Source organism: Streptomyces sp. NPDC111606, assembly GCF_055656945.1.
This window is the reverse complement of record NZ_JBVKBY010000018.1, coordinates 17,513-36,840: the sequence shown is the minus strand read 5'-3', so window position 1 is coordinate 36,840 and position 19,328 is coordinate 17,513. Positions and strand designations below refer to the sequence as shown.

Genomic DNA, 19,328 nt, shown 5'->3' with positions numbered 1-19,328 from the left:
AGGCCACGACCGTCATGTGGGGTCGGCGGAGAGCGTCTTCATGGTGACGTAGCTGGTCACCGTGGCCACGCCGGGCAGGGCGGCCAGCTGGTTGGCGTGGAAGTCCTCGTAGGCCGGCAGGTCGGCGACCTCGACCTGGAGCAGGTAGTCGAAGTTGCCGGTGATGTGGTGGCAGGCGACCACCTCGGGCAACTGGGTGATCCCGCGCTCGAACGCGACCACGTCCGCGCGGGTGTGCCGCATCAGCCGGACCCCGGCGAACACGCGCAGGCTGCGGCCGACCGCGGCGGGATCGATCAGCGCCCGGTAACCGCGGATAACCCCGGCCTCCTCCAGCTGACGCACCCGCCGCAGACACGGTGACGGTGACAGCCCGACCCGGGCGGCCAGCTCGTTGTTGCTGATCCGACCGTTCTCTTCGAGCACAGCCAGAATCGACCGATCCACCTCATCCATGGTGGCAGATTATTGCGCTCGCCTGCCATGTACCACAATCGTGCGCCCTTAGTGAGCGCAATTTGCTGCCAAAATTGCTGCGATCGGTTCAATTCTGGGCGGCTCTCGCCCACGCTTCATGGCGTTACCCCCAACCGTCCACGGAGGGCAGCCATGCCGGGCAACAGCACCATCACCGTCCACGCCGATCGCGAGATCCACCCCACCCGCGCCGTGGCACCGCCCATCTACCAGACGGCGACATTCTGGGCCGAGGACGGCGAGACGTTCGCACGCGGCGCCGTCGAACCGCGCGGCAAGGACTTCTACACCCGCTTCGGCAACCCCAACCACGCCCAGGTCGCAGCCGTCGTCGCCGAGCTGGAGGGCACCGAGGCCGCCATGGTCACCGCCTCCGGGATGGCCGCGCTCACCACCGCCGTGCTGGCCCTGGTCACCGCTGGCGACCACGTCATCGGGCAGAAGTCCACCTACGGCGGCACCGGCTCGGTCCTCATGAACCTGCTCCCGCGCCTCGGCGTATCCACCACCCAGGTCGACCAGACCGACCCTGAGGCATTCGCGAAGGCTCTGACCCCCAACACCCGTCTGATCCTGGTGGAGTCGCCGAGCAACCCGCTGCTGCAGCTCACCGACCTGCGTGCCGTCGCAGACCTGGCCCGCGCCCACGGCGTGCTGACCATGGCGGACAACACGTTCGCCACCCCGCTGAACCAGCGGCCGGCGGACCTCGGCATCGACCTGGTCTGGCACAGCGCGACCAAGTACCTCAACGGCCACTCCGACGTCTCCGCCGGAGTGATCGCCGGACCCGCCGAACTCCTGGACCGGATCTGGGACGTGGGCCTGCTCACCGGCGCCACCCTCGGCCCCATCGACGCCTGGCTGCTGCTGCGCGGCATGCGCACCCTGCCGCTGCGCGTGCCACGGCACAACGCCAACGGCCTGGCCCTCGCGGAGGCGCTGCAGGAGCATCCGGCCGTGGCCAAGGTGCACTATCCCGGCCTGCCCTCCCACCCTCAGCACAAGCTGGCCGCCGATCAGATGAGCGGCTTCGGCGGGGTGCTCGGCATCGAGTTCACCGGCGGCTTCAAGATGGCCGACGCGTTCCTCGGCAAACTGCGCTACTCCCGCCGCTCGGCCAGCCTGGGCGGCGTGGAATCCCTGGCCGTGCACCCGGCGTCCATGTGGCGCGGGATGCTCAGCGAGGAACAGATCGCCGAGTCGGTTCCGCCGGGCCTGGTCCGGCTGGCCGCGGGCACCGAGGACACCGCCGACCTGGTTGCCGACGCGCTCGCCGCCGCCGACGCCGTACACACCACGACGGCAAGCGCCTGAACCACCCGGAGAGCGCGGTCACACAGTGCGGCGACGCCTTCCATGGGTGTGCACAGGTGACCGGCGCGGTTCTCGACACCACAGGCCCCTGCGCCCAGCAGCTCAATGAAGAGGTGCACCTCCATGCCCAACCCGCCAAAGCATCGCCTCGCCGACCTCACACCCGCTCACGCAACCACCGACGATTCGCCCCGCAGCGGCACCCCGCTCTCTCGGGGGCTCAAGCAGCGTCACCTGTCGATGATCGCCCTCGGTGGTGTCATCGGCGCGGGCCTGTTCGTCGGCTCCGGCGCCGGTATCGCGGCCGCCGGACCGTCGATCGTCGTCGCCTACGCACTGTCTGGCGTGCTCGTCATGCTGGTGATGCGCATGCTCGGCGAGATGTCGGCAGCGAACCCGGCCTTCGGCTCGTTCTCGGTGCATGCCGAGCGGGCGATTGGGCCGTGGGCGGGCTTCACCGCCGGCTGGATGTTCTGGGCACTGCTGTGCGTGGGTGTCGCCGCCGAGGCGATCGGCGCCGCGTCCATCATGACCGGCTGGTTCCCGCAGACCTCGTCCTGGGTGTGGGTCCTGCTGTTCATGGCCGCGTTCTGCGGCACGAACCTCGCGGCAGTGGGCAACTTCGGTGAATTCGAGTTCTGGTTCGCGGCACTGAAGGTCGCCGCGATCTCCCTCTTCCTCGTGCTCGGCGCTCTCGCCATCCTCGGTCTGTTGCCGGGCACCGATGCCCCGGGCACGGCGAACCTCGCCGGCGAGGGTGGCTTCCTGCCGCACGGCACGAACGGCCTGGTCGTCGGGCTGCTCACCTCGGTCTTCGCCTACGGCGGCCTGGAGACGGTCACCATCGCCGCCGCCGAGTCCGAACACCCGGTCCGCGGAGTCGCCATGGCCGTGCGCACCGCGATGTGGCGGATCGCCGTCTTCTACATCGGATCCATGCTGGTCATCGTCACCCTGATCCCGTGGAGCGACCCCGCCGTCACCACCAGCGGCCCGTACGTGGCGGTCCTCGACCACCTCGACATCCCTGCCGCCGGCCAGATCATGAACGTGATCGTGCTGGTGGCTCTGCTGTCCGCGATGAACGCCAACATCTACGGCTCCTCCCGCATGGCCTACTCGCTCACCGCCCGCGGACAGGGCCCGAAAGCCCTCGACAAGGTCTCCGGCGGAGTGCCGCGACACGCGGTGATCGCCTCCTCCGCCTTCGGCTTCATCGCGGTACTGCTGAGCTACTGGTGGCCGGAGACGGTTTTCACCTGGCTGCTGAACATGGTCGGCGCGGCCGTGCTGGTGGTGTGGGGCTTCATCGCCGCCGCCCAGCTGCGGATGCGCCGCCGGCTGGAGCGCGAGGCGCCCGAGAAGCTGGTCGTGAAGATGTGGGCCTTCCCCGCCCTGACGTGGGTGGCACTTGCGGGAGTGCTGGCGATCCTGGCCCTCATGGCCCGCCAACCCGACACCCGCGTGCAGCTGTACTTCACCGGCGGCCTGGCACTTGCCCTCTCTCTCATCGGCTACCTGCGGCAGAAAGCCCGCACCTGATCTGCGCGGCCTCGAGCGGACCCGCCGAGACCACCCCAACATGATCTTGAACTATCCGAAAGCGTCCGTGAAGGAGTTCACCCAATGAAGACCCTGCTCACCAGCGGCACCGTGGTCAGCATGGACCCGGCCGTCGGCGACATCGACCGCGGTGACGTGCTCATCGACGACGGCGTGATCGTCGAGGTCGCCGAACGGATCGACGCGCCGGACGCCGACGTGATCGACGCGACCGACCGGATCGTCATGCCCGGCTTCGTCGACAACCACCGCCACAACTGGCAGACCGCGTTCCGCGGTATCGGAGCGGACTGGACGTTCGCCGAGTGGGCGGCGGCCATGCACGGCACGGTCAAACCCCACTACACGCCCGAGGACGTCTACGCCGCCACCCTGCTCGGCCGCCTGGAGGCCCTGCACTCCGGAATCACGACCATGCTGGACTGGTACCACGTCGCCCAAGGCCCCGAGCACGAGGACGCCGCCATTGCCGCGCTGCGCGACGCTCCTGGGCGGTCGATCTTCTGCCTCGGCGCCGGCTGGGCCGCCCCCACTCCCGTCGACGCGGCCATCCGCCGCGTCCGCACCGGCCTGGGTGACGACGGCCTGGTCACCATGGCGTTCGGGCTGCGCGGGGCCGACGACACCGGCATGGACCTCCTCACCCGCGAGCTAATGCTGGCGGACGAACTCGGGCTGCGCACCAGCCTGCACATCGCCTCCGACGGCACCCAGCGCCCGGTCGCCGATCTCCACCAGCACGGCCTCCTGCGGGACACGACCACGTTCGTGCACGCCAACGGCATCAGCGACAACGAACTGCGCATGCTCGCCGACGCGGGCAGTTCCATCTCGATCAGCCCCGACGTCGAGCTGAAGATGGGCTTCGGAGCGCCGATGACCGGCCGGGCCCTGGCCGCAGGCCTGCGCCCGACGCTCTCCGTCGACGTCGTCCCCTCGGTCGCCGGCGACATGTTCGCCACGATGCGTGCCGCCTTCGCCGCCCAGCGCGGCCTGGACGGCGGCCTGCGCTCCCGCGACCTGCTGCAGTTCGTCACCGTCGACGCCGCCGCCTCGTGCGGACTCAACGCCCGAACCGGCAGCCTCACACCCGGCAAGGACGCCGACATCATCCTCCTGCGCACCGACGACCTGACCGTCTTCCCCGTCACCGACCCGGCCGCCACCATCGTCTCCGCCGCCCACCCCGGCCTGGTCGACACCGTCCTCGTCGCCGGCCGTGTCGTCAAGCGAAACGGCGTCCTGGTGAACGTCGACTTGGCAGCGCTGAGGACCGGGCTGCTCGAATCACGCAACCGGATCGCGGCAGCCGCTGACATTCCCCTCGACGGCACATGGCGTCCGCAGCCGACATCGGAGTAGATCCCTTGAGGCTCTCCCGGCTCGGCTGAGGCAGCGGTTGCCACGGTGATCTCGAACGAAAGGCCCGTCAACTCAGCGGCAAACGACATCTAGTTGCCGGCCGTACCAGCACTGAACGCGGGTGGACACCCAGCACATCAACAGCACGACGGTCCTGTAGAGCCGTCCCGTTCCCTTGGAGCCTTCCTCGGATCGCTGCCGCCCCCGGGATGTCGGTCCAGACTCGGCCTTGTAGCAGCCGCCTCTGACCGGCATATCCCGGTCCGCCGCGTCGGAACACCTCAGCACGGCAGCCCGCTTGAGAAGGCGAGAGCAGGCGGAGCCGGATTGCTCATCTGGTCCGGTTCCGCATCGTGAGCCGGCGGCGGGCCCCGATCTGCTGGCTGAGGAGGTATCCGGCAGCGCCCCCGATGAAGGCAGGAACGACCAACCAACCGGCCAGGCACAGTACGTAGGCGTAGACCGCGTGGCGGATCTGGCCGGGAGCGGTGAGGCCTACCAGCACCTCTATGCCACTCGCCACCCCAGGACTGTCCCGCCTACGACGTACAGCGCCACGAAACCCCGTCAGCCACCGCGAGGCGCGGGTGACGAGCCAGTGGGGTGCAAGATCGAGCAGCGACAGTGCCCGCATTCGGTCTCGTAAGCGTTCGCGCCGCCGTCAGCCGCGCCGTTCAGCTGCATCGAGCATGCATGGTGCCTTGAGGCGACGGTGATGTCGCCGACCCGTCCCTGCCCGACAGGATCCCGATCGGCTACATCGGGAGCCCGGTCATCCACATGTTCCGCCGGCAGCAGTCGGCCGGCCCGGGGAACGGACGCCGTCTTCGTCTCAGACCCAAAAGGTCCCCTGGCCGGCATCAACACGGACGTGCTGTGCTCAGGGCTCCCCGCACACGCGGCCGCCAACCATGTACCGGGGTGACCTTGCACGATCATCGCCGTGTCCCCTGAGCAGCGCGCCGTGGCGGACCCGTAACCCAGCAGCCTGCCAGAGCGCCTCGCGCCACCCGCGGCCGTTCACCGCCCGGCAGCGCGTCCCCAAACGCCGCCCGGGAGCGGCGACCGCGGGCACGGACCCTTCTGTGTAGGGCAGTTCACTCCTCCGTGAGGAGCCTCTCGCGGAGCTGGGCCAGTGTGCGGGCCAGGAGCCGGGAGACGTGCATCTGGGAGATGCCGACCTCCTGCGCGATCTGCGACTGGGTCATGTTGCCGAAGAAGCGCAGCAACAGGATGCGCTTCTCGCGCGGCGGCAGATCTTCCAGCAGGGGCTTGAGGGACTCGCGGTACTCGACTCCCTCGAGTGCCTCCTCCTCTACTCCCAGGGTGTCCGCGACCGCCGGGGACTCGTCGTCGGTGTCGGGGACGTCCAGGGACAGCGTGGAGTACGCGTTCGCGGACTCCAGGCCCTCCAGGACCTCCTCCTCCGAGATCGCCAGCTTCTTAGCCAGTTCGTGGACAGTGGGCGGCCGGCCCTGCTCCTGGGAGAGCTCGGCGGTGGCCGTGGTGAGCGCCAGACGCAGCTCCTGCAGGCGCCTGGGGACGCGGACCGCCCAGCCCTTGTCGCGGAAGTGGCGCTTGATCTCACCGACGACCGTCGGGGTCACGTAGGTGGAGAACTCGACGCCGCGCTCGGGGTCGAAGCGGTCGACCGACTTGATCAGACCGATGGTGGCGACCTGGGTCAGGTCGTCCAGCGGCTCACCGCGGTTGCGGAAGCGGCGTGCGAGATGCTCGACGAGCGGCAGGTGCATACGGACCAGCCGGTTGCGCAGCTCCGCATACTCCACGCTCCCACCTTGCAAGGCGCGCAGTTCGAGGAACATCGCTCGCGCGTCGCTGCGGTCGGCGGCGGGCGGAGTGCGGCGCGCAGGCTGGTGGGCGGGCTGTGTCTTGGTCCGCCGCTTGACTCTGGCCAGCGCGGACTCGACGTCCTGGGCCGTGGCCACGAGCGATCCGATCGGTCCTTCACTGGCCGTCAGGGTGTCGCGCAGGGCGGCGATGTCGTCCTCGTCGTGGTGGTCGGCCATCACTGCCTCCCGCCCGCGGCGCACCGCTTCTGCAGGCAGTGCGGCAACTTTGTCCTCGTCGTGGCGGCCGGTCATCACTGCCTCCCCTCGCCCGTGTCGATCACGCCCAGCTCCTGCAGCTGGCTTCGCACATCTTCCAGCGCCTGGCGCGCCCGGTGCAGATGCACACGCGCCGTCGCCACCTGGATACGCATCTCTTTCGCGGCATCCCCCAACGGCTGCCCAGCAATCGCACAGCGGCCCATCACTTCACGCTGTTTGTCACTCAGAGACACAATGCGCTCCAGCACAGTGCGGTAGGCGCCCCGGGCATCCATCAAGGACGCCAGATCCAGCTCCGCCGCGGCCCGGTCATGATGCTCTGTGTCGAAGCCGACCGAGCCGGCTTCCTTCTGCAGCCGCAGCACCTCGCGCACCACGGTGGTGCGCAGCCAGGCCGGCCAGGTCCTCACCGGTTCCAGGTGCGGGGCGTTCCAGCGCTGCCAGCACTGCAGGAAAGCCTCCTGCACCGCATCATCGGCCAGGGTGCGGCGCCCTCCGGAGACGAAGATCGCCTGCGCCAGAAGGGGGCGGTACCACTGGCGGAACAGGGCATCGAACTCCTCCTCGGGCGGCGCCGTCATTGAGGTTCCCGCGCGTCCAGGCGGACGCTCCACGCGGTGCCGTCCTGGTCGCTCACCTCGGCCCTCCCCCCGCGGACAGACAGTTCCCGCGCGACGCGGGCCATCGCCCGGGCACGCACCCGCTCTCTGAACAGGTAACCGCAGGCCCGGACGGCAGCGCCCACAGCAGCCGCCCCAGTGCCCACTATCACCCAACTCCACTGCTCTGTCACGGCGTTGGCCTCCCCGACCTCGATGCACTGTCACCAAGTAGAGGAATCCGGCGCCGAAAACGCGTACACAACCCTGCCGAGCAGAGCATCGGATCTCACGTCTGCTTACGATCAAGGCGATGACCGGTCGTCGGTGACATCGAGGGGGCTGCTGTGGCCAGACTTGTCCGGAAGCAACAGGTGAATGCCGACGTGGCCTATCACGCGTTCGGCTTGCAGGAGTCCGATGACGGTGACCTGCCGGTTCCGTTCCCGGACGATTTCGAGCAAGGCGTGTTCCTGAATGCCTTCCCGGGGCGCCTTGACATCTACAGTGCCGGCCACACCCACACGGCCTCGGTCGCGGTCGAGGTGTGGGACGGGCCGCCACCCGCTCAGGGCGCCGCACAGTGGGATGAGCAGGCCGAGGCCGATTTCGAGTCGACCAGCGGCGAGGTGGCCGTGTGGTCCATGAGCCTGGGACGGGCCGACGATGTCATCACACTCGCGGGGTCGGGGGGCTCGTGGCGGGTGCGCGTGAGCTGCTCCGGCCGGGCCGCGGCTGCGGCGCTGTCGGAGGACGAGGGCACGGGCGACGGCGTGGAGACGTATCTCGTGCAGTTCTGGCCCGCCAAGCCCTGAATGCGGCGTGGGGCGGCCCGTGCGGGCCGCCCCACGGCGCGTCGTGTCAGGAGACGATCTTCACGATGAAGCCGTCCTCCAGGCCGTCGATGATCCGGTTCTTGGCGTAGAAGCTGAGCAGGATGTTGCCTCCGGCGCCGTTGTCGTCCTTGGGGATCGGCTTGACGGAGAAGTTGAACTTCCGTGCATCGGGGTTGTGGTCGAACTCGGCCGCCCCCTCATAGGTGGTGGCGAACGGGTACTCGTCGCACTCGAGGGCACCGCCTTGCGTGTAGCCAGCGCCCCAGTACCGCTTGCACTGCTTGACCGCTGCCTTGCGGTTGTCGTCCCTGCGGTCCTTGCTCACCGTGCGGTGCAGCGGCTCCTTGACCGTCTGGCCGGGCACCTTCTTCGCCGACATGTACGGCTTGGTGTCCTCCGGCTTCGTGAACGCCGTCTTGAGGTGCTGCGCCGCCGCGCGTTCCTCGGCGCCCGGCTTCGCGCTGTACGTCATCGTCGGCACGTAGCTGAACGTCGCCGCGCCTTTCCGGTCCGGGTTGCCGCCGCCGGTGGAGTTGGCCAGGTACTTGGCCGCGTCCCACCGCGGCGCGAGCATGAACAGCTTGCCGCCCATGGACCCGCTCAGCGCCCACGGCGCAGGCGGCGTGTAGCTGACGGCGGGCTCATAGACCGCGAAGAGCAGGTCCGTGGAACCGCTGCTCCCCTGCCCCGGCTTCGCGGTCACCGTTTCCTTGAACGTCCGCATCGCCTTCAGCTGGGCGAACGTCTTCGTCCCCGGCATGTTCCCGCCCCGGGTGTAACGCGCCCCGGACGGCCAGCTCTGCGGGATGTTCCCCTTGGTCGTGATCGGCATGGCCGAGGAGCCGGTCCTGCCGGTCTCCACGAATGAGGCCGCCGCCCTCAAATGCACCTACATGGCGCTGATGAGCCTGGACCCGACCGGCAAAAGCCGCAAGAGGTGGACCATGCGCTGGAAGGCACCCCTGAACGCGTTCCAGATCGCCTTCGAGGGCCGCCTCACCCCGAGCAACAACTGACCACTCAACAACCAAGATCAGCCGTTAAGTTGACACACCCGGACGATGCACGGGGCCTGCTCAACGACGACTCACTGCCGACTCCGGATCTCGTCGCCGGACTGCTGGTGATCGTCTACGCCCGAGCGTCACCTCGCACAGCGCGTGCGGTGTCGCGGGCACACAGCGGAGGAGGCCAAGACGTAGCTGACGTCGGCCTCTTCCGGCCCACGGCGTGCGGCGGTCTCCACGCTCTACAGCTGCGGGAGCGCCTCACCGGCGATAAGTTCCAGGTGGTCGAGGTCATTGAAGTCGATCAGTCGCAGATGGATACGGCTCGCGCCGATCGCGGAGAACTCGCCGAGCCGCTCCACGAGCTGGGCCGGGGATCCGACCACCGGATCCTCCGGCGGCAGCGCGCTCTTCACATACAGCGGGGCGGCCCGTCGTTGGGCCTCCGCGTCGGTACGGCCGATGAGGAAGCGCCCGAAACCCTGAACCGCCTGCTGCTCGAGCACCTGCGAGCGCACGGCCGGTACGGAACCGCAGCGCACACCCCGTCCCCCGACTCTCCGAAGAGGTGACCGTGAAGACAGTGCGTGCGGCCTGGCGCGGACTCGAACCCGTCCACGCAATGATCTACTTCGTCCCCGAAGGAAGGCGACGGTACACGGACCTCGGACTGAGCGGACGCGCCGGCTACTTCACCCCCCGCAGCGCACCGTTCGGCCGGGCATCCGCCGAGCTGGTCATCGCGACCTTCTACAACTTCAACCCCGCTCTCGTACGGCAGGCGCTCGACGGGGCCTGGGACGCGGCCCCAGCAGATGCTGGACGCGCGGTACGCAGCGGCGGGCGAAGCCCTGCGGCGCGCGGGAATCCACGAACTGCCCGCCCTCGACGAGGTCGTGGCACTGACCCGCCGGGCCGCCGAAGCGGCCCGCGAACACGCGCAGGGCCGCCCGCTGTTCGCCGCGCCACGCCGCGCTGCCCTGGCCGGAGGATCCGGTGCTGCAGCTGTGGCACGCTCAGACACTGCTCCGGGAGTTCCGTGGGGACGGCCATGTCGCCTGCCTGCTGAGCGAGGGCATGGGGGCCCTGGAAGCCCTGATTCTGCACGCCGCCACCGGTGAGGTTCCCGTCGACTTCCTCAAGGCCAGCCGCGCATGGCCCGAGGAGGAGTGGGTCAACACGCAGGAGCGCCTACGCACGCGAGGCCTCCTCGACGGCGACTCCCTCAGCCCGGAAGGCGTACACCTACGTCGGCACATCGAGGACCGCACCGACCGCCTGGCCCTCCCCGCCTACGCCGCCCTGGGTGACGCCGACTGTGAACGTCTCGCCGAACTCGCCGGCCCCTTCGGCCGCGCCGTCCTCGAAGTCGACCTTCTCAAGCTCGACTGACCGGGCCCTTGTCCCGGGCTGAGGAACGCCGAAAGGTCGTCGCTGCCATGCCGCCTATGCCCGTTCCACTGCCACCTTCGACGGTGCTCTGAACGACAGCAGGCCGAGCATGGGTGGCTCGCCCGTCCCGGCGACCGGCCGGATGTCCGGAAGTCTGCGTGCTGCTGCCCGCAGGGCCACCGCCGCCTCCGTGCGCGCCAAGGACGCACCCGGGCAGCGGTGGCGACCGGCGCCGAATGCCAGGTGGTGGCGGATGTTCTCCCGGTTCGGGCACATTTTTTCCGGTTTTGGGAAGACCTCCGGGTCGGATCCGCTGCCCATGAGCATCAGCAGCAACTGCGCACCGGCCGGCAGTCCGACTCCGCCCAGTCGGGTCGCCTGCGGGGTCACCCGGCGCCAGGTGGTCACCGGCGGCTCACGTCGCAGGACCTCTTCCACCCAGGCCTCGGCCGGGCCCGCTGCCCCGGCCACGCGCGGCCACCTGCCGGGCTCGTCCAGTGCCCGGCGCAGCACGGTGGCGATGAGTTGCCCGGTGGTGGACTGGCCGGCGATGAAGACGAAGAGGCAAGCGGCGACCGCGGTCTCGGCGTCCAGTGGATGGCCGTCGGGCAGGCGATGGCGGGCGAGTGCCTCGATGAACGAGCCGGAAGGGACCGTGCCGCCGCGCACGGTCACGGTGAGCCACTGATGGAATTCCGCGACGAGCTCTGCCAGTTCCCGTTGCCGTTCGAGTGGAGCCCTGCCCCAGAACAGCTCCAGCGAGGCGTCACTCCAGCGGATCAGAGTGGCCGGTTCGACGCCCTGGATGCCGAGGACCTCCATCAGGACCCGGCACGGAAGGACCTGCGCGAATGAAGTGAACAGGTCGCAGCCGTCAGTGGAGTCGAGTTGGGACCGTACCCCGTCGAGCAGTTCGTCGGCGATGCGCTCGATCACCGGCACGGCCGCCGCGACACGCTGTGCGTTGAAGAACCGTGTGACCACGCGGCGCAGTCCGGAGTGACTCAGGGTGCCGTTGTTCGCCAGGGCGGGCGGGAGCGTGAAGCCGACGCGAGCCAGGACCCGCAGCACGGCGACGGGCAGCGGGGTGACAGCGTGCTGGGCGTTGTCCGGGTGGAACCGCTCCGGGTCGAGCAGGACCCGGCGTACGTCCTGATGGCGGCTGACCAGCCACAGCCCGGTAGCAGGGTCGTGGTGGACGGGAGACTCGGACCGCAGGAGGTCCAGCCAGGGGTAGGGATCGCGGACGAAAGGGTCACCGAAGAGGTCGAGCAGATCCAGCGGATCACGGGTGTCGGTGGATTCGGGGCCGGCCGCCGGGCCCCACCCGGCTGCTCCGGTACCGGGTGCGAAGCAATCCAGAGCCGGGGAAGTCACGGCCGGAAGTTAACACGCAACAGGCACGCCACCAGGCAGTATGTGCGCGGCATCACTTGCTGAGCCCGGCTCGGGCTCGCTGACTTCGCCCGCATGACACCCCGCGGATCCCACCCCGGCCGGGCTCAGGTTCGCCCGGGGCGGGTGATCAGAGGGTGGGGGACTTCGCCCGGAGGAGGGCCGTGCGCAGGGCGGAGTGCAGGCGGGATGTGTTCGTCCACTCGTGGTCGCGCGACGGGGAGACCCGCCAGTACAGACCGGGCCGCGTGACGCGGTGGAGCGGGGGGATCGCCACGTGGCAGCCCCGGCCCAGGACACGGACCTGCGGGAGCTCCGAGTCGGCGGCGGAGCCAGGAGGAATCAGCCAGTACAGGCGTCCGCCGAAGCCGTCCCCGATCACGGCTCCCGTCTCGTCTCCGAGGTCGCGCAGTGCGTCGATCCCGAGGTCGAGCGGTACGCGTACGGCGTCCCACCAGCCACCCGCAGCCACGAGCCGCACCTCGACACTGCCCGGGTGCACCCACCACGGGGCCTCGTCGACAGTCATCGCACTCACCGGCTCTCCGATCCGACACCTCGCACCGTAAGGCGAAGACGAACCGCCGACTTACGTCCGCGCGCAGGGAAGTTGTCCCCGCGCGCAGCGTTCGGGCACGACGCTCACCCGCGCACGCTACGTTCAAGTAGCTTTACAAGCCGTATTGATGCGCGAGCGCAGGAGGCTTCCGTGGGACACCCCCGCCCCTTAGTGATCGACCCGACCGGCCGCGACATCCACGGCGAGGCCGCCCGGATACGCGAGCACGGACCGGTGACCCTCGTCGAACTGCCCGACGGTGTGCGGGCCTGGGCCGTCAGCAGTCCCGACCTCCTCAAGCGCCTGCTGACCGACCCACGCGTCTCCAAGGACCCGCGCCGGCACTGGCCCCGGTGGATCAACGGCGAGATCTCCCCGGAATGGCCGCTGTTCACCTGGGTCGCGGTGCAGAACATGTTCACCGCCTACGGAAGCGAGCACAAGCGGCTGCGCGCCCTGGTCTCCAAGGCGTTCACCGCACGCCGCAGCATGGCGCTCCGACCCCGTGTCGAGGAGATCGCCACTGCCCTGCTGGAGCGGGTCGAGGCGGCCGGACGACACGGCCAAGTCGTCGATCTGCGCGAGGAGTTCTGCTATCCGCTGCCGATCCAGGTGATCAGCGAACTCTTCGGCCTGCCCGAGGAACAGGGTGCGGAGCTACGGGCCGTCGTGGACGGCGTCTTCCACACCTCCGCCACCCCGGAGGAAGTCACCGACATCTATACGCGGTTCTACGCGGCGATGGGCGAACTCGTCGCTCTCAAGCGGCGGTCGCCGGGCGACGACCTGACCTCGGCGCTCATCGCGGCCCGCGACGACGGCGACACCGGACTGAGCGAGCAGGAGCTGCTCGACACCCTGGTGCTCATGGTCAGCGCCGGCCACGAGACCACGGTCAACCTGATCGACAACGCCATTCACCTCCTGCTGACCCATCCGGACCAGCTCGCCCACGTCCGCTCCGGCCGCGTCTCCTGGGAGGACGTCGTCGAGGAGGCACTGCGCGTGGAGGCGCCCGTCGCCAGCCTGCCGCTGCGGTATGCCGTCGAGGACCTTGTGATGAGCGAGTTCGGCGGGCCGGACGAGGTGGTGATCGGCAAGGGTGAGGCCATCCTCGCCGCTTACGCGGCCGCCGGACGGCACCCCGGGAAGTACGGCGAGGACGCCGACCGCTTCGACGTCCCCCGCGCCGACAAGGAGCACCTCGCCTTCGGCCACGGCGTGCACTTCTGCCTGGGCGCCCCACTGGGCCGGCTGGAGGCCCGTGTCGCGCTCCAGGCGCTCTTCGACCGCTTCCCCGGACTCCGACTCGCCGTTTCCCAGAAGGAGTTGGAGCCGGTCGACTCGTTCATCTCCAACGGCCACCAGTCCCTTCCGGTACTCCTGTCCTGATCACTCGCCACGCCACCACGCCAGCAGCCGGGCACCCCATCCTCGTCGCACGCGACCGGCCTCAGGCCCCGCGGCCGGCCCGGGTGTCGGCGCGCTGCGCCGCACGGGCGACTCGTCGCCGACGGTGGAGGGGGCGGACGGGGTGACGGCAGCCGGCGGGAAGGTCACCGGCAGCGCGGCCAGCGCACGGTGGAAGGGACCCGGCCGCCAGGCCAATTCGTCTACAGGTACGGCGAGTTCGACGTCCGGAAGCCGGTCCAGCAGCTTTTCCACCGCGACCGCCGCGATCAGCCGGGCCGGACCCTGCGCCGGGCAGTTGTGCGGGCCCGCGCTCCACGCCAGGTGGGCGCGGTTGCCCGCACGCTGATCCGCCGTCAGGGACGGGTCGGTGTTCGCCGCGGCGAGACTGACCACGAGCGGATGCCCCGCCCGCAGCAGCACCCCTTCGTGGACGACGTCATGGATCGGGTAGTGCACGGCGTAGTTGGCCATGGGCGGGTCGGTCCACAGCACCTCGTCGAGGGCGTCGTCCACCGGCAGACTGCCGCCCGAGAGGCTGCCCGCGAACCGGTCGTCGGACAGCAGCAGCCGCAGGGCGTTGGCGATCAGGTTCTGCTGGGGCTCGGTACCCGCGCCCATGAGCAGGACAAGGGTGTGCACCATCTCCTCGTCCGTGAGCTGGGCGGGGTGGGCCATGAGCCAGGACGTCACATCCGGCCCGGGCCGCCGGCGCTTCAGTGTGACGAGGTCCAGCAGGGTCGTCGCGAGCAGTTCGTTCGCCCGCTCGGCGTCCACACCGTCGAAGATCCCGGACATCCCCTGGACCAGCCGCTCTCCGTAGTCGGCCGGGCAGCCGAACAGGCGGTTGAACACCAGCAGGGGAAGCACCTGGGCGTACTCGCCGAGCAGATCGGCCTGCCCGGCCGGGGCGATGCGGTCGATGAGCGTGTCCGCGCTCGCCTCGACGTAAGAGCGCAGGGTGGCAGGGGCCACCCGGGCCACGCTGTCGGTGATCGCGCCGCGTAGCCTGCGGTGTTCCGCGCCGTCGGCCCACAGCGCGTTCGGCCGGTACATCATCATCGGCACGACCGGGCTGTCCGGGCCTACGGTGCCGTCCGCGAGGTCCTTCCAGCGGCGGGCGTCCTTGGAGAACGTCTCGGTGCTGCGCAGCACGTGCAGGGCGGCGTCGTATCCGACGACGAGCGAGGCCCGCACGCCGGGCGCCAGTTCGACCGGCGCGATCGGGCCGACGTCGCGCAGCCGCCGGTAGACGGCTGCCGGGTCGGCGGCGAACTCGGGCCCGTGCAGGGACTCGTACGCAGGGTGCGCCGGGCAGCCCGGCGGCGGATTGGGCGGTACGGAGGTCACGCGTGCTCCAGGGGGCCGATGGGGGTCCCCCCGCTCGAGCGAAGCCGAGAGTGGGGGAGGGTGAGGAGGTACTCGACGAGACGGATGAGGGCCCGCGTGGCCGAGACCCGGTCGCGGGCGTCGCACCGGACGAGGGGGGTTTCGGGCAGCAGGTCGAGGGCCTCGCGCACCTCGTCGAGCTCGTACGCGGGGGCGTCGTGGAACTGGTTCAGGGCGACCGCGTACGGCAGTCCGTGCTCCTCCAGCACGCCCATGACCTCGAACGACTGGCTGAGGCGGCGGCTGTCGGCGAGGACGAGCGCGCCGAGCGCGCCCCGGGTCATGTCCTGCCACAGCCGGGTGAAGCGCTGCTGGCCCGGGGTGCCGAAGAGATAGAGCACCAGGCGGTCGTTGAGGGTGAGCCGGCCGAAGTCGAGGGCGACCGTGGTGGTCGTCTTGTCCCGCATGCCGGCCAGGTCGTCGACGAGAGCGCCGGCCTCGGTCATGACCTCCTCGGTGCACAGGGGCCGGATCTCGGAGAGCGTGCCGACGAAGGTGGTCTTGCCGACCGCGAAGTGGCCCACGATCAGCAGCTTGACCGCCGTCTGCACGCTGGGCCGCAGGTAGACGTCGTCAGAGGCGGGCGCGGAGTCCATCGAGCACCTCCTGGAGGATTCTGGCGTCGGTCGGCCGGGCGGCGGGGATCGGTGCGCGGGTGACGATGTGGCCGGTGTCCATGAGATCGGCGATCAGCACTTTGGCCACGCCGACCGGCAGCGACAGGTGGCCGGCCACCTCGGCGACCGACAGGGCTCCGGGCCGGCACAGCTCCATGAGCCTGCGCTTTTCCGGGTTGAGTCCGGTCAACGGCAGATCGCCGGTGGCGATCAGCAGCGTGACCAGGTCCAGGGTGTTGCGGGTCGGGTGGGCGCGGCCGTCCGTGACGACGTACGAACGCACCAGCCTGTCTGCGGAGCGGCGCCGGGGTGTCATGCCGGGCTGCCGGTGTCCTGCCGGGCGGGGCTGGTCAGCTCCTTGCCGAGCCGGTCGACGAGTTTGTGCATGCGGTAGGTGACGGCCTCCATGTCGACGTCCTCGCCGGTGGAGACGGCTAGGTAGGCGCCCTCGCCGGCGGCGACCAGGAAGACGTAACCGTGCGCGAACTCGATCATGGTCTGCCGCCACGGGGTGTGCGCGGAGCCGCAGAACTCGGCCGTGCTGCGGCTGATCGACTGGACGCCGGACAGTCCCGCGGCCAGCCGTTCGGCGTCGTCGCGGTCGATGTCCTTGGAGAAGGCGCGGAGCATGCCGTCGGCGGAGAGCAGGATCGCGTGACGCGCCTGCGGCACCTTCAGCACCTCGTCCAGCATCCAGCCCAAAGTGTTGTTGATGGGCCCGGTCATTCGTGGCTTTTCCCTTCGTCGTCGTGGAGCGTGTCCCGGGCGTCCCTGCCGGAGCGGGTGCCGCGTGCGAAGGCGCCCATGCGCCGGGCGTTCTCCTCCGCCGAGCGGCCGCCGACCTCTTCGGCCGGTGCAGGCTGCGGGGCCGGTTGGCGTGGGCTGCGGCGACGCCGCTTGGGCAGGCCGCCCGGCGTCGTCGCCTCCGCGGGTTCGGGGGTGGGGGCGGCATGGGGATCGAGGGTGGGGGCGGCGGCCGGATCTGCAGCGGGGGCCGTGTCGGTCGAGTGCGTATGCGCAGGGGCAGGGGCAGGGGTATGCGCGGGCGGTTCGGCGGGCGGCACGGGCGCCTGGTCGACGGGGTCCAGGTGCGTGAGCAGGGCGGCCGGCAGGAACACCACCGCGCGTACACCGCCGTACGGGGAGAGCGTGTCCACGGAGACGTTGAACCCGTAGCGCTCGGTGAGCGCCCCGATGACGGCGAAGCCGAAGCGGGGCGGGTCACCGAGCCGGACGATGTCCACGTTGTGTGTGCGGGCGAGCAGTTCGGCGGCGTGTGCGGCCGCCTGGCCGTCCATGCCGACCCCGGCGTCGTCGATCACCACGCAAGCGCCGTTGTGCACCGTCTGGACGGTGACCTCGACGGTCGTGCCCGGCTGCGAGTGACGCGCCGCGTTGTCGAGCAGTTCGGCGACCGCCAGTACCACCGGTTCGACGGCCCGGCTCCGCACGGCGATGTCGACCTCGCCGTTGATACGGATGCGCCGGTAGTCGCGGATACGGGAGGTGGCGCCGCGTACGACCTCCACGAGCGCGGAGGTGGCACGCTGGCGGCCCGGCCACGAGCCGCACAGCACGGCGATGACCTGGGCACGGCGGCCGAACTGGGCGTTGGCGTGGTCGATTTCGAGCAGGTCGCTCAGCACGCCGGGGTTGTCGTGCCGGTCCTGCATCTCGGAGATGGACACCTGTTGTTCGTTGGCCAAGGCCTGCAGGGAGCGCATCGACGCCTTCAAGGCGGCCTTCGCCGACTGGTCGGCGCTCGACCGGGCGTGCTCGACCGCACCGGCGAATCGCTCCACAACACCGTCGAGACACTTCGCGAACTCCGTGTCGGCGAGCCGGGTGTCGAGCAGACCGACGGCCGGGTCCTGCTGGTGGGTCGCGTCCTCCAGGGCCGGCAGCCTGGCCGAGACGAGGTGCCGCAGTTCCTCGTCCCGTGCCCGAAGGCCGTCCCCCAGTTCGGCGTTCCGTCTGCGCTGCCGTGCGGTGATGCCACGTTCGCGCACCAGCAGCACGGCGACAGCGAACAGGCACACGGCCAGGCACCAGAACACCGCCTCCGGTATCTGTTCCGTCATCAAGTCCTCACAGCGGGTGGCGGGTCGACGGGCAGCGCACGACGGTAGTGGCGCGTCCGCATCCGGACTTGTCCGTGCGCGCAAGGAAGTTGCCGCTGGACGCACGCCCGTTCGTGAGACCCGCAGATCGCGAGCGGTTCGGCACGGGCGTAGGCCGATGAGGCCGATACGAGTTCCGGAAACCGATTGCTGGTCCCTAGGCTGCGCCGAACAACAGTCCTCGAACACAGGGGCGTTCGGGGCTGCTCCCGAGGCCGTCGGGAGACGTCGCAGCAAAGGGGATGCGTTGCCCACGGGAAGCTACGTCGTGGAGACGACGAGGACCGCCGAGGTCGGAACCCGCGAGCAGACCGATCTGTGGAGTGAGCGCGTCGCGGCGTACCAGACCAGGATGGACTACAGGTACGCCCGCGCCGAGGGCTTCCGCGGCGAGATGATCCGGCAGGGCAGCGACAGCTACCAGGTCGTCACCTGGTACAGCGACCAGATCGAGTACGCCCGCACACCGGGCCTGATCCGTCAGATGCCCGACCCCGACTACCGGCTCCTCTTCCCGCTCGCGGGCGAACTGCTGCTGCGACAGGAGGACCAGGAGGTGCGGCTGACGCCGGGCACGGGCAGCCTGATCACACTCGGTGCGCCCTTCGAGATCGCGCACGGCGCGTCCCTGCGCGGTGTCATCATGTCGATCCCGGCCCAGGAGATCGACGGCCCGCTGAACCGGAAGGCGCCGCTGGCCACCGGGCTCGACCTGACCAAGGGGCTGGGCCGCGTGGTGCACTCCATGGTGCGCGGCCTGAACGACGAGCGTGGCCATCTCACCACCCCGCAGTTCGACGCTGTCTGCGACCGCGTCGTCGAGCTGCTGTGCATGCTCACCTGCGGGGACGACCGTCCCGACGTCCTGGGGCAGCTGACCGAGGTGGAGGCGGTGGTCCGCCGCCATGTGCGCGAGCACGCGGCCGACCCCGGCCTGTCCGGCGCTTCCATGGCCCGTGCCCTCGGCTGGTCCCTGCGCCAGATTCAGCTCGCGCTCCAACAGGTGGGCACCACGCCTCGCGACCTGATCCGCGACGAGCGCCTGCGGCTGGTCCGCGAGCGACTCCTGCGCGCCGACTGCGCGCACATGACGATCACGGACCTGACGTACGCCTCGGGCTTCTCCTCGGCGAGCGCGATGAGCACGGCCTTCCGTCGGCGCTTCGGGGTAAGCCCCCGGGAGATGCGTTCCAAGGCCCGCTGATCTGCTGAT

20 protein-coding genes and 2 pseudogenes are annotated in these 19,328 nt (G+C 69.9%); 9 read left to right on the top strand and 13 right to left on the bottom strand.

Annotation, left to right across the window (positions count from 1 at the left end; translation table 11 throughout):
- Positions 1-12 precede the first annotated feature (12 nt).
- Positions 13-456 carry an Lrp/AsnC family transcriptional regulator gene (locus ACZ7M7_RS41435; protein ID WP_472126382.1) on the bottom strand — a complete coding sequence of 148 codons (444 nt, stop codon included), beginning with the start codon at positions 454-456 and terminating at the stop codon, positions 13-15.
- A 153-nt stretch (positions 457-609) separates the two neighbouring features.
- On the opposite strand from ACZ7M7_RS41435, the gene ACZ7M7_RS41430 reads away from it, so the two are divergent.
- The 3 genes from ACZ7M7_RS41430 (at position 610) to ACZ7M7_RS41420 (ending at position 4,719) form a co-directional block, all read left to right on the top strand.
- Positions 610-1,794 (top strand): trans-sulfuration enzyme family protein, encoded by a 1,185-nt coding sequence (locus tag ACZ7M7_RS41430; RefSeq protein WP_472126379.1) that lies wholly within the window; start codon positions 610-612, stop codon positions 1,792-1,794.
- Between the two features lie 240 nt (positions 1,795-2,034).
- Positions 2,035-3,336 carry an amino acid permease gene (locus ACZ7M7_RS41425; protein ID WP_472126494.1) on the top strand — a complete coding sequence of 434 codons (1,302 nt, stop codon included), beginning with the start codon at positions 2,035-2,037 and terminating at the stop codon, positions 3,334-3,336.
- Positions 3,337-3,420: 84 nt separating this feature from the next.
- On the top strand, positions 3,421-4,719 hold the full coding sequence (locus ACZ7M7_RS41420; RefSeq protein WP_472126376.1) for an amidohydrolase family protein: 1,299 nt from the start codon (positions 3,421-3,423) through the stop codon (positions 4,717-4,719).
- A gap of 331 nt (positions 4,720-5,050) precedes the next feature.
- Here ACZ7M7_RS41420 and ACZ7M7_RS41415 read toward each other — a convergent pair whose 3' ends face one another.
- From ACZ7M7_RS41415 to ACZ7M7_RS41405, 3 genes are all read right to left on the bottom strand, one after another.
- Positions 5,051-5,242, bottom strand: a complete 192-nt coding sequence (locus ACZ7M7_RS41415) for a DUF6313 family protein (RefSeq protein WP_472126373.1) — start codon at positions 5,240-5,242, stop codon at positions 5,051-5,053.
- A gap of 574 nt (positions 5,243-5,816) precedes the next feature.
- A complete protein-coding gene (locus ACZ7M7_RS41410) occupies positions 5,817-6,824 on the bottom strand; it encodes an RNA polymerase sigma factor SigF (protein WP_472126370.1) in 1,008 nt (335 codons plus the stop codon).
- Positions 6,824-7,372, bottom strand: a complete 549-nt coding sequence (locus ACZ7M7_RS41405; RefSeq protein WP_472126367.1) for an RNA polymerase sigma factor — start codon at positions 7,370-7,372, stop codon at positions 6,824-6,826. The genes ACZ7M7_RS41410 and ACZ7M7_RS41405 overlap by 1 nt, the downstream gene beginning before the upstream one ends.
- A 365-nt stretch (positions 7,373-7,737) precedes the next feature.
- On the opposite strand from ACZ7M7_RS41405, the gene ACZ7M7_RS41400 reads away from it, so the two are divergent.
- Entirely contained in the window at positions 7,738-8,205 is a 468-nt protein-coding gene (locus ACZ7M7_RS41400; protein WP_472126364.1) for a hypothetical protein, read from the top strand.
- A gap of 46 nt (positions 8,206-8,251) precedes the next feature.
- On the opposite strand, the gene ACZ7M7_RS41395 is transcribed toward ACZ7M7_RS41400, so the two are convergent.
- On the bottom strand, positions 8,252-9,058 hold the full coding sequence (locus ACZ7M7_RS41395; RefSeq protein ID WP_472126361.1) for a NucA/NucB deoxyribonuclease domain-containing protein: 807 nt from the start codon (positions 9,056-9,058) through the stop codon (positions 8,252-8,254).
- Between the two features lie 31 nt (positions 9,059-9,089).
- On the opposite strand from ACZ7M7_RS41395, the pseudogene ACZ7M7_RS41390 reads away from it, so the two are divergent.
- Positions 9,090-9,242 (top strand): annotated as a pseudogene (locus tag ACZ7M7_RS41390) (IS256 family transposase); the annotation flags it as partial.
- A gap of 233 nt (positions 9,243-9,475) precedes the next feature.
- Here ACZ7M7_RS41390 and ACZ7M7_RS41385 read toward each other — a convergent pair.
- Complete coding sequence (locus ACZ7M7_RS41385; protein ID WP_472126358.1) at positions 9,476-9,751, bottom strand: hypothetical protein; 276 nt, start codon at positions 9,749-9,751, stop codon at positions 9,476-9,478.
- A gap of 104 nt (positions 9,752-9,855) precedes the next feature.
- On the opposite strand from ACZ7M7_RS41385, the pseudogene ACZ7M7_RS41380 reads away from it, so the two are divergent.
- A pseudogene (locus ACZ7M7_RS41380) lies at positions 9,856-10,354 on the top strand (helix-turn-helix domain-containing protein).
- A complete protein-coding gene (locus ACZ7M7_RS41375; protein ID WP_472126492.1) occupies positions 10,239-10,625 on the top strand; it encodes an SCO6745 family protein in 387 nt (128 codons plus the stop codon). Before ACZ7M7_RS41380 ends, ACZ7M7_RS41375 begins: the two are co-directional and overlap by 116 nt.
- 54 nt (positions 10,626-10,679) lie before the next feature.
- Here ACZ7M7_RS41375 and ACZ7M7_RS41370 read toward each other — a convergent pair whose 3' ends face one another.
- Together ACZ7M7_RS41370 and ACZ7M7_RS41365 are read right to left on the bottom strand one after the other, a co-directional pair.
- Positions 10,680-12,002: a cytochrome P450 gene (locus tag ACZ7M7_RS41370; RefSeq protein WP_472126355.1), complete on the bottom strand. Its 1,323-nt coding sequence runs from the start codon at positions 12,000-12,002 to the stop codon at positions 10,680-10,682.
- A 148-nt stretch (positions 12,003-12,150) separates the two neighbouring features.
- A complete protein-coding gene (locus ACZ7M7_RS41365; protein ID WP_472126489.1) occupies positions 12,151-12,549 on the bottom strand; it encodes a hypothetical protein in 399 nt (132 codons plus the stop codon).
- A 180-nt stretch (positions 12,550-12,729) separates the two neighbouring features.
- Between ACZ7M7_RS41365 and ACZ7M7_RS41360 the strand changes: the two genes are divergently transcribed.
- Complete coding sequence (locus ACZ7M7_RS41360) at positions 12,730-13,971, top strand: cytochrome P450 family protein (RefSeq protein ID WP_472126353.1); 1,242 nt, start codon at positions 12,730-12,732, stop codon at positions 13,969-13,971.
- Here ACZ7M7_RS41360 and ACZ7M7_RS41355 read toward each other — a convergent pair whose 3' ends face one another.
- Genes ACZ7M7_RS41355 through ACZ7M7_RS41335 form a run of 5 tightly spaced genes read right to left on the bottom strand, consistent with a single transcriptional unit; the run spans position 13,972 to position 18,076 of the window.
- Positions 13,972-15,339 carry a cytochrome P450 gene (locus ACZ7M7_RS41355; protein WP_472126350.1) on the bottom strand — a complete coding sequence of 456 codons (1,368 nt, stop codon included), beginning with the start codon at positions 15,337-15,339 and terminating at the stop codon, positions 13,972-13,974.
- On the bottom strand, positions 15,336-15,974 hold the full coding sequence (locus tag ACZ7M7_RS41350; RefSeq protein ID WP_472126347.1) for a GTP-binding protein: 639 nt from the start codon (positions 15,972-15,974) through the stop codon (positions 15,336-15,338). The genes ACZ7M7_RS41355 and ACZ7M7_RS41350 overlap by 4 nt, the downstream gene beginning before the upstream one ends.
- Positions 15,952-16,311, bottom strand: coding sequence for a DUF742 domain-containing protein (locus ACZ7M7_RS41345; RefSeq protein ID WP_472126345.1), 360 nt, complete (start codon positions 16,309-16,311; stop codon positions 15,952-15,954). Before ACZ7M7_RS41345 ends, ACZ7M7_RS41350 begins: the two co-directional genes overlap by 23 nt.
- A complete protein-coding gene (locus tag ACZ7M7_RS41340) occupies positions 16,308-16,721 on the bottom strand; it encodes a roadblock/LC7 domain-containing protein (RefSeq protein WP_472126343.1) in 414 nt (137 codons plus the stop codon). Before ACZ7M7_RS41340 ends, ACZ7M7_RS41345 begins: the two co-directional genes overlap by 4 nt.
- On the bottom strand, positions 16,718-18,076 hold the full coding sequence (locus ACZ7M7_RS41335; RefSeq protein ID WP_472126341.1) for an ATP-binding protein: 1,359 nt from the start codon (positions 18,074-18,076) through the stop codon (positions 16,718-16,720). The genes ACZ7M7_RS41340 and ACZ7M7_RS41335 overlap by 4 nt, the downstream gene beginning before the upstream one ends.
- 286 nt (positions 18,077-18,362) lie before the next feature.
- Here ACZ7M7_RS41335 and ACZ7M7_RS41330 point away from each other — a divergent pair, with 286 nt between their 5' ends.
- The gene (locus tag ACZ7M7_RS41330; protein ID WP_472126339.1) at positions 18,363-19,319 is read left to right on the top strand and encodes an AraC-like ligand-binding domain-containing protein; all 957 of its coding nucleotides are present in this window, start codon (positions 18,363-18,365) and stop codon (positions 19,317-19,319) included.
- Positions 19,320-19,328 lie beyond the last annotated feature (9 nt).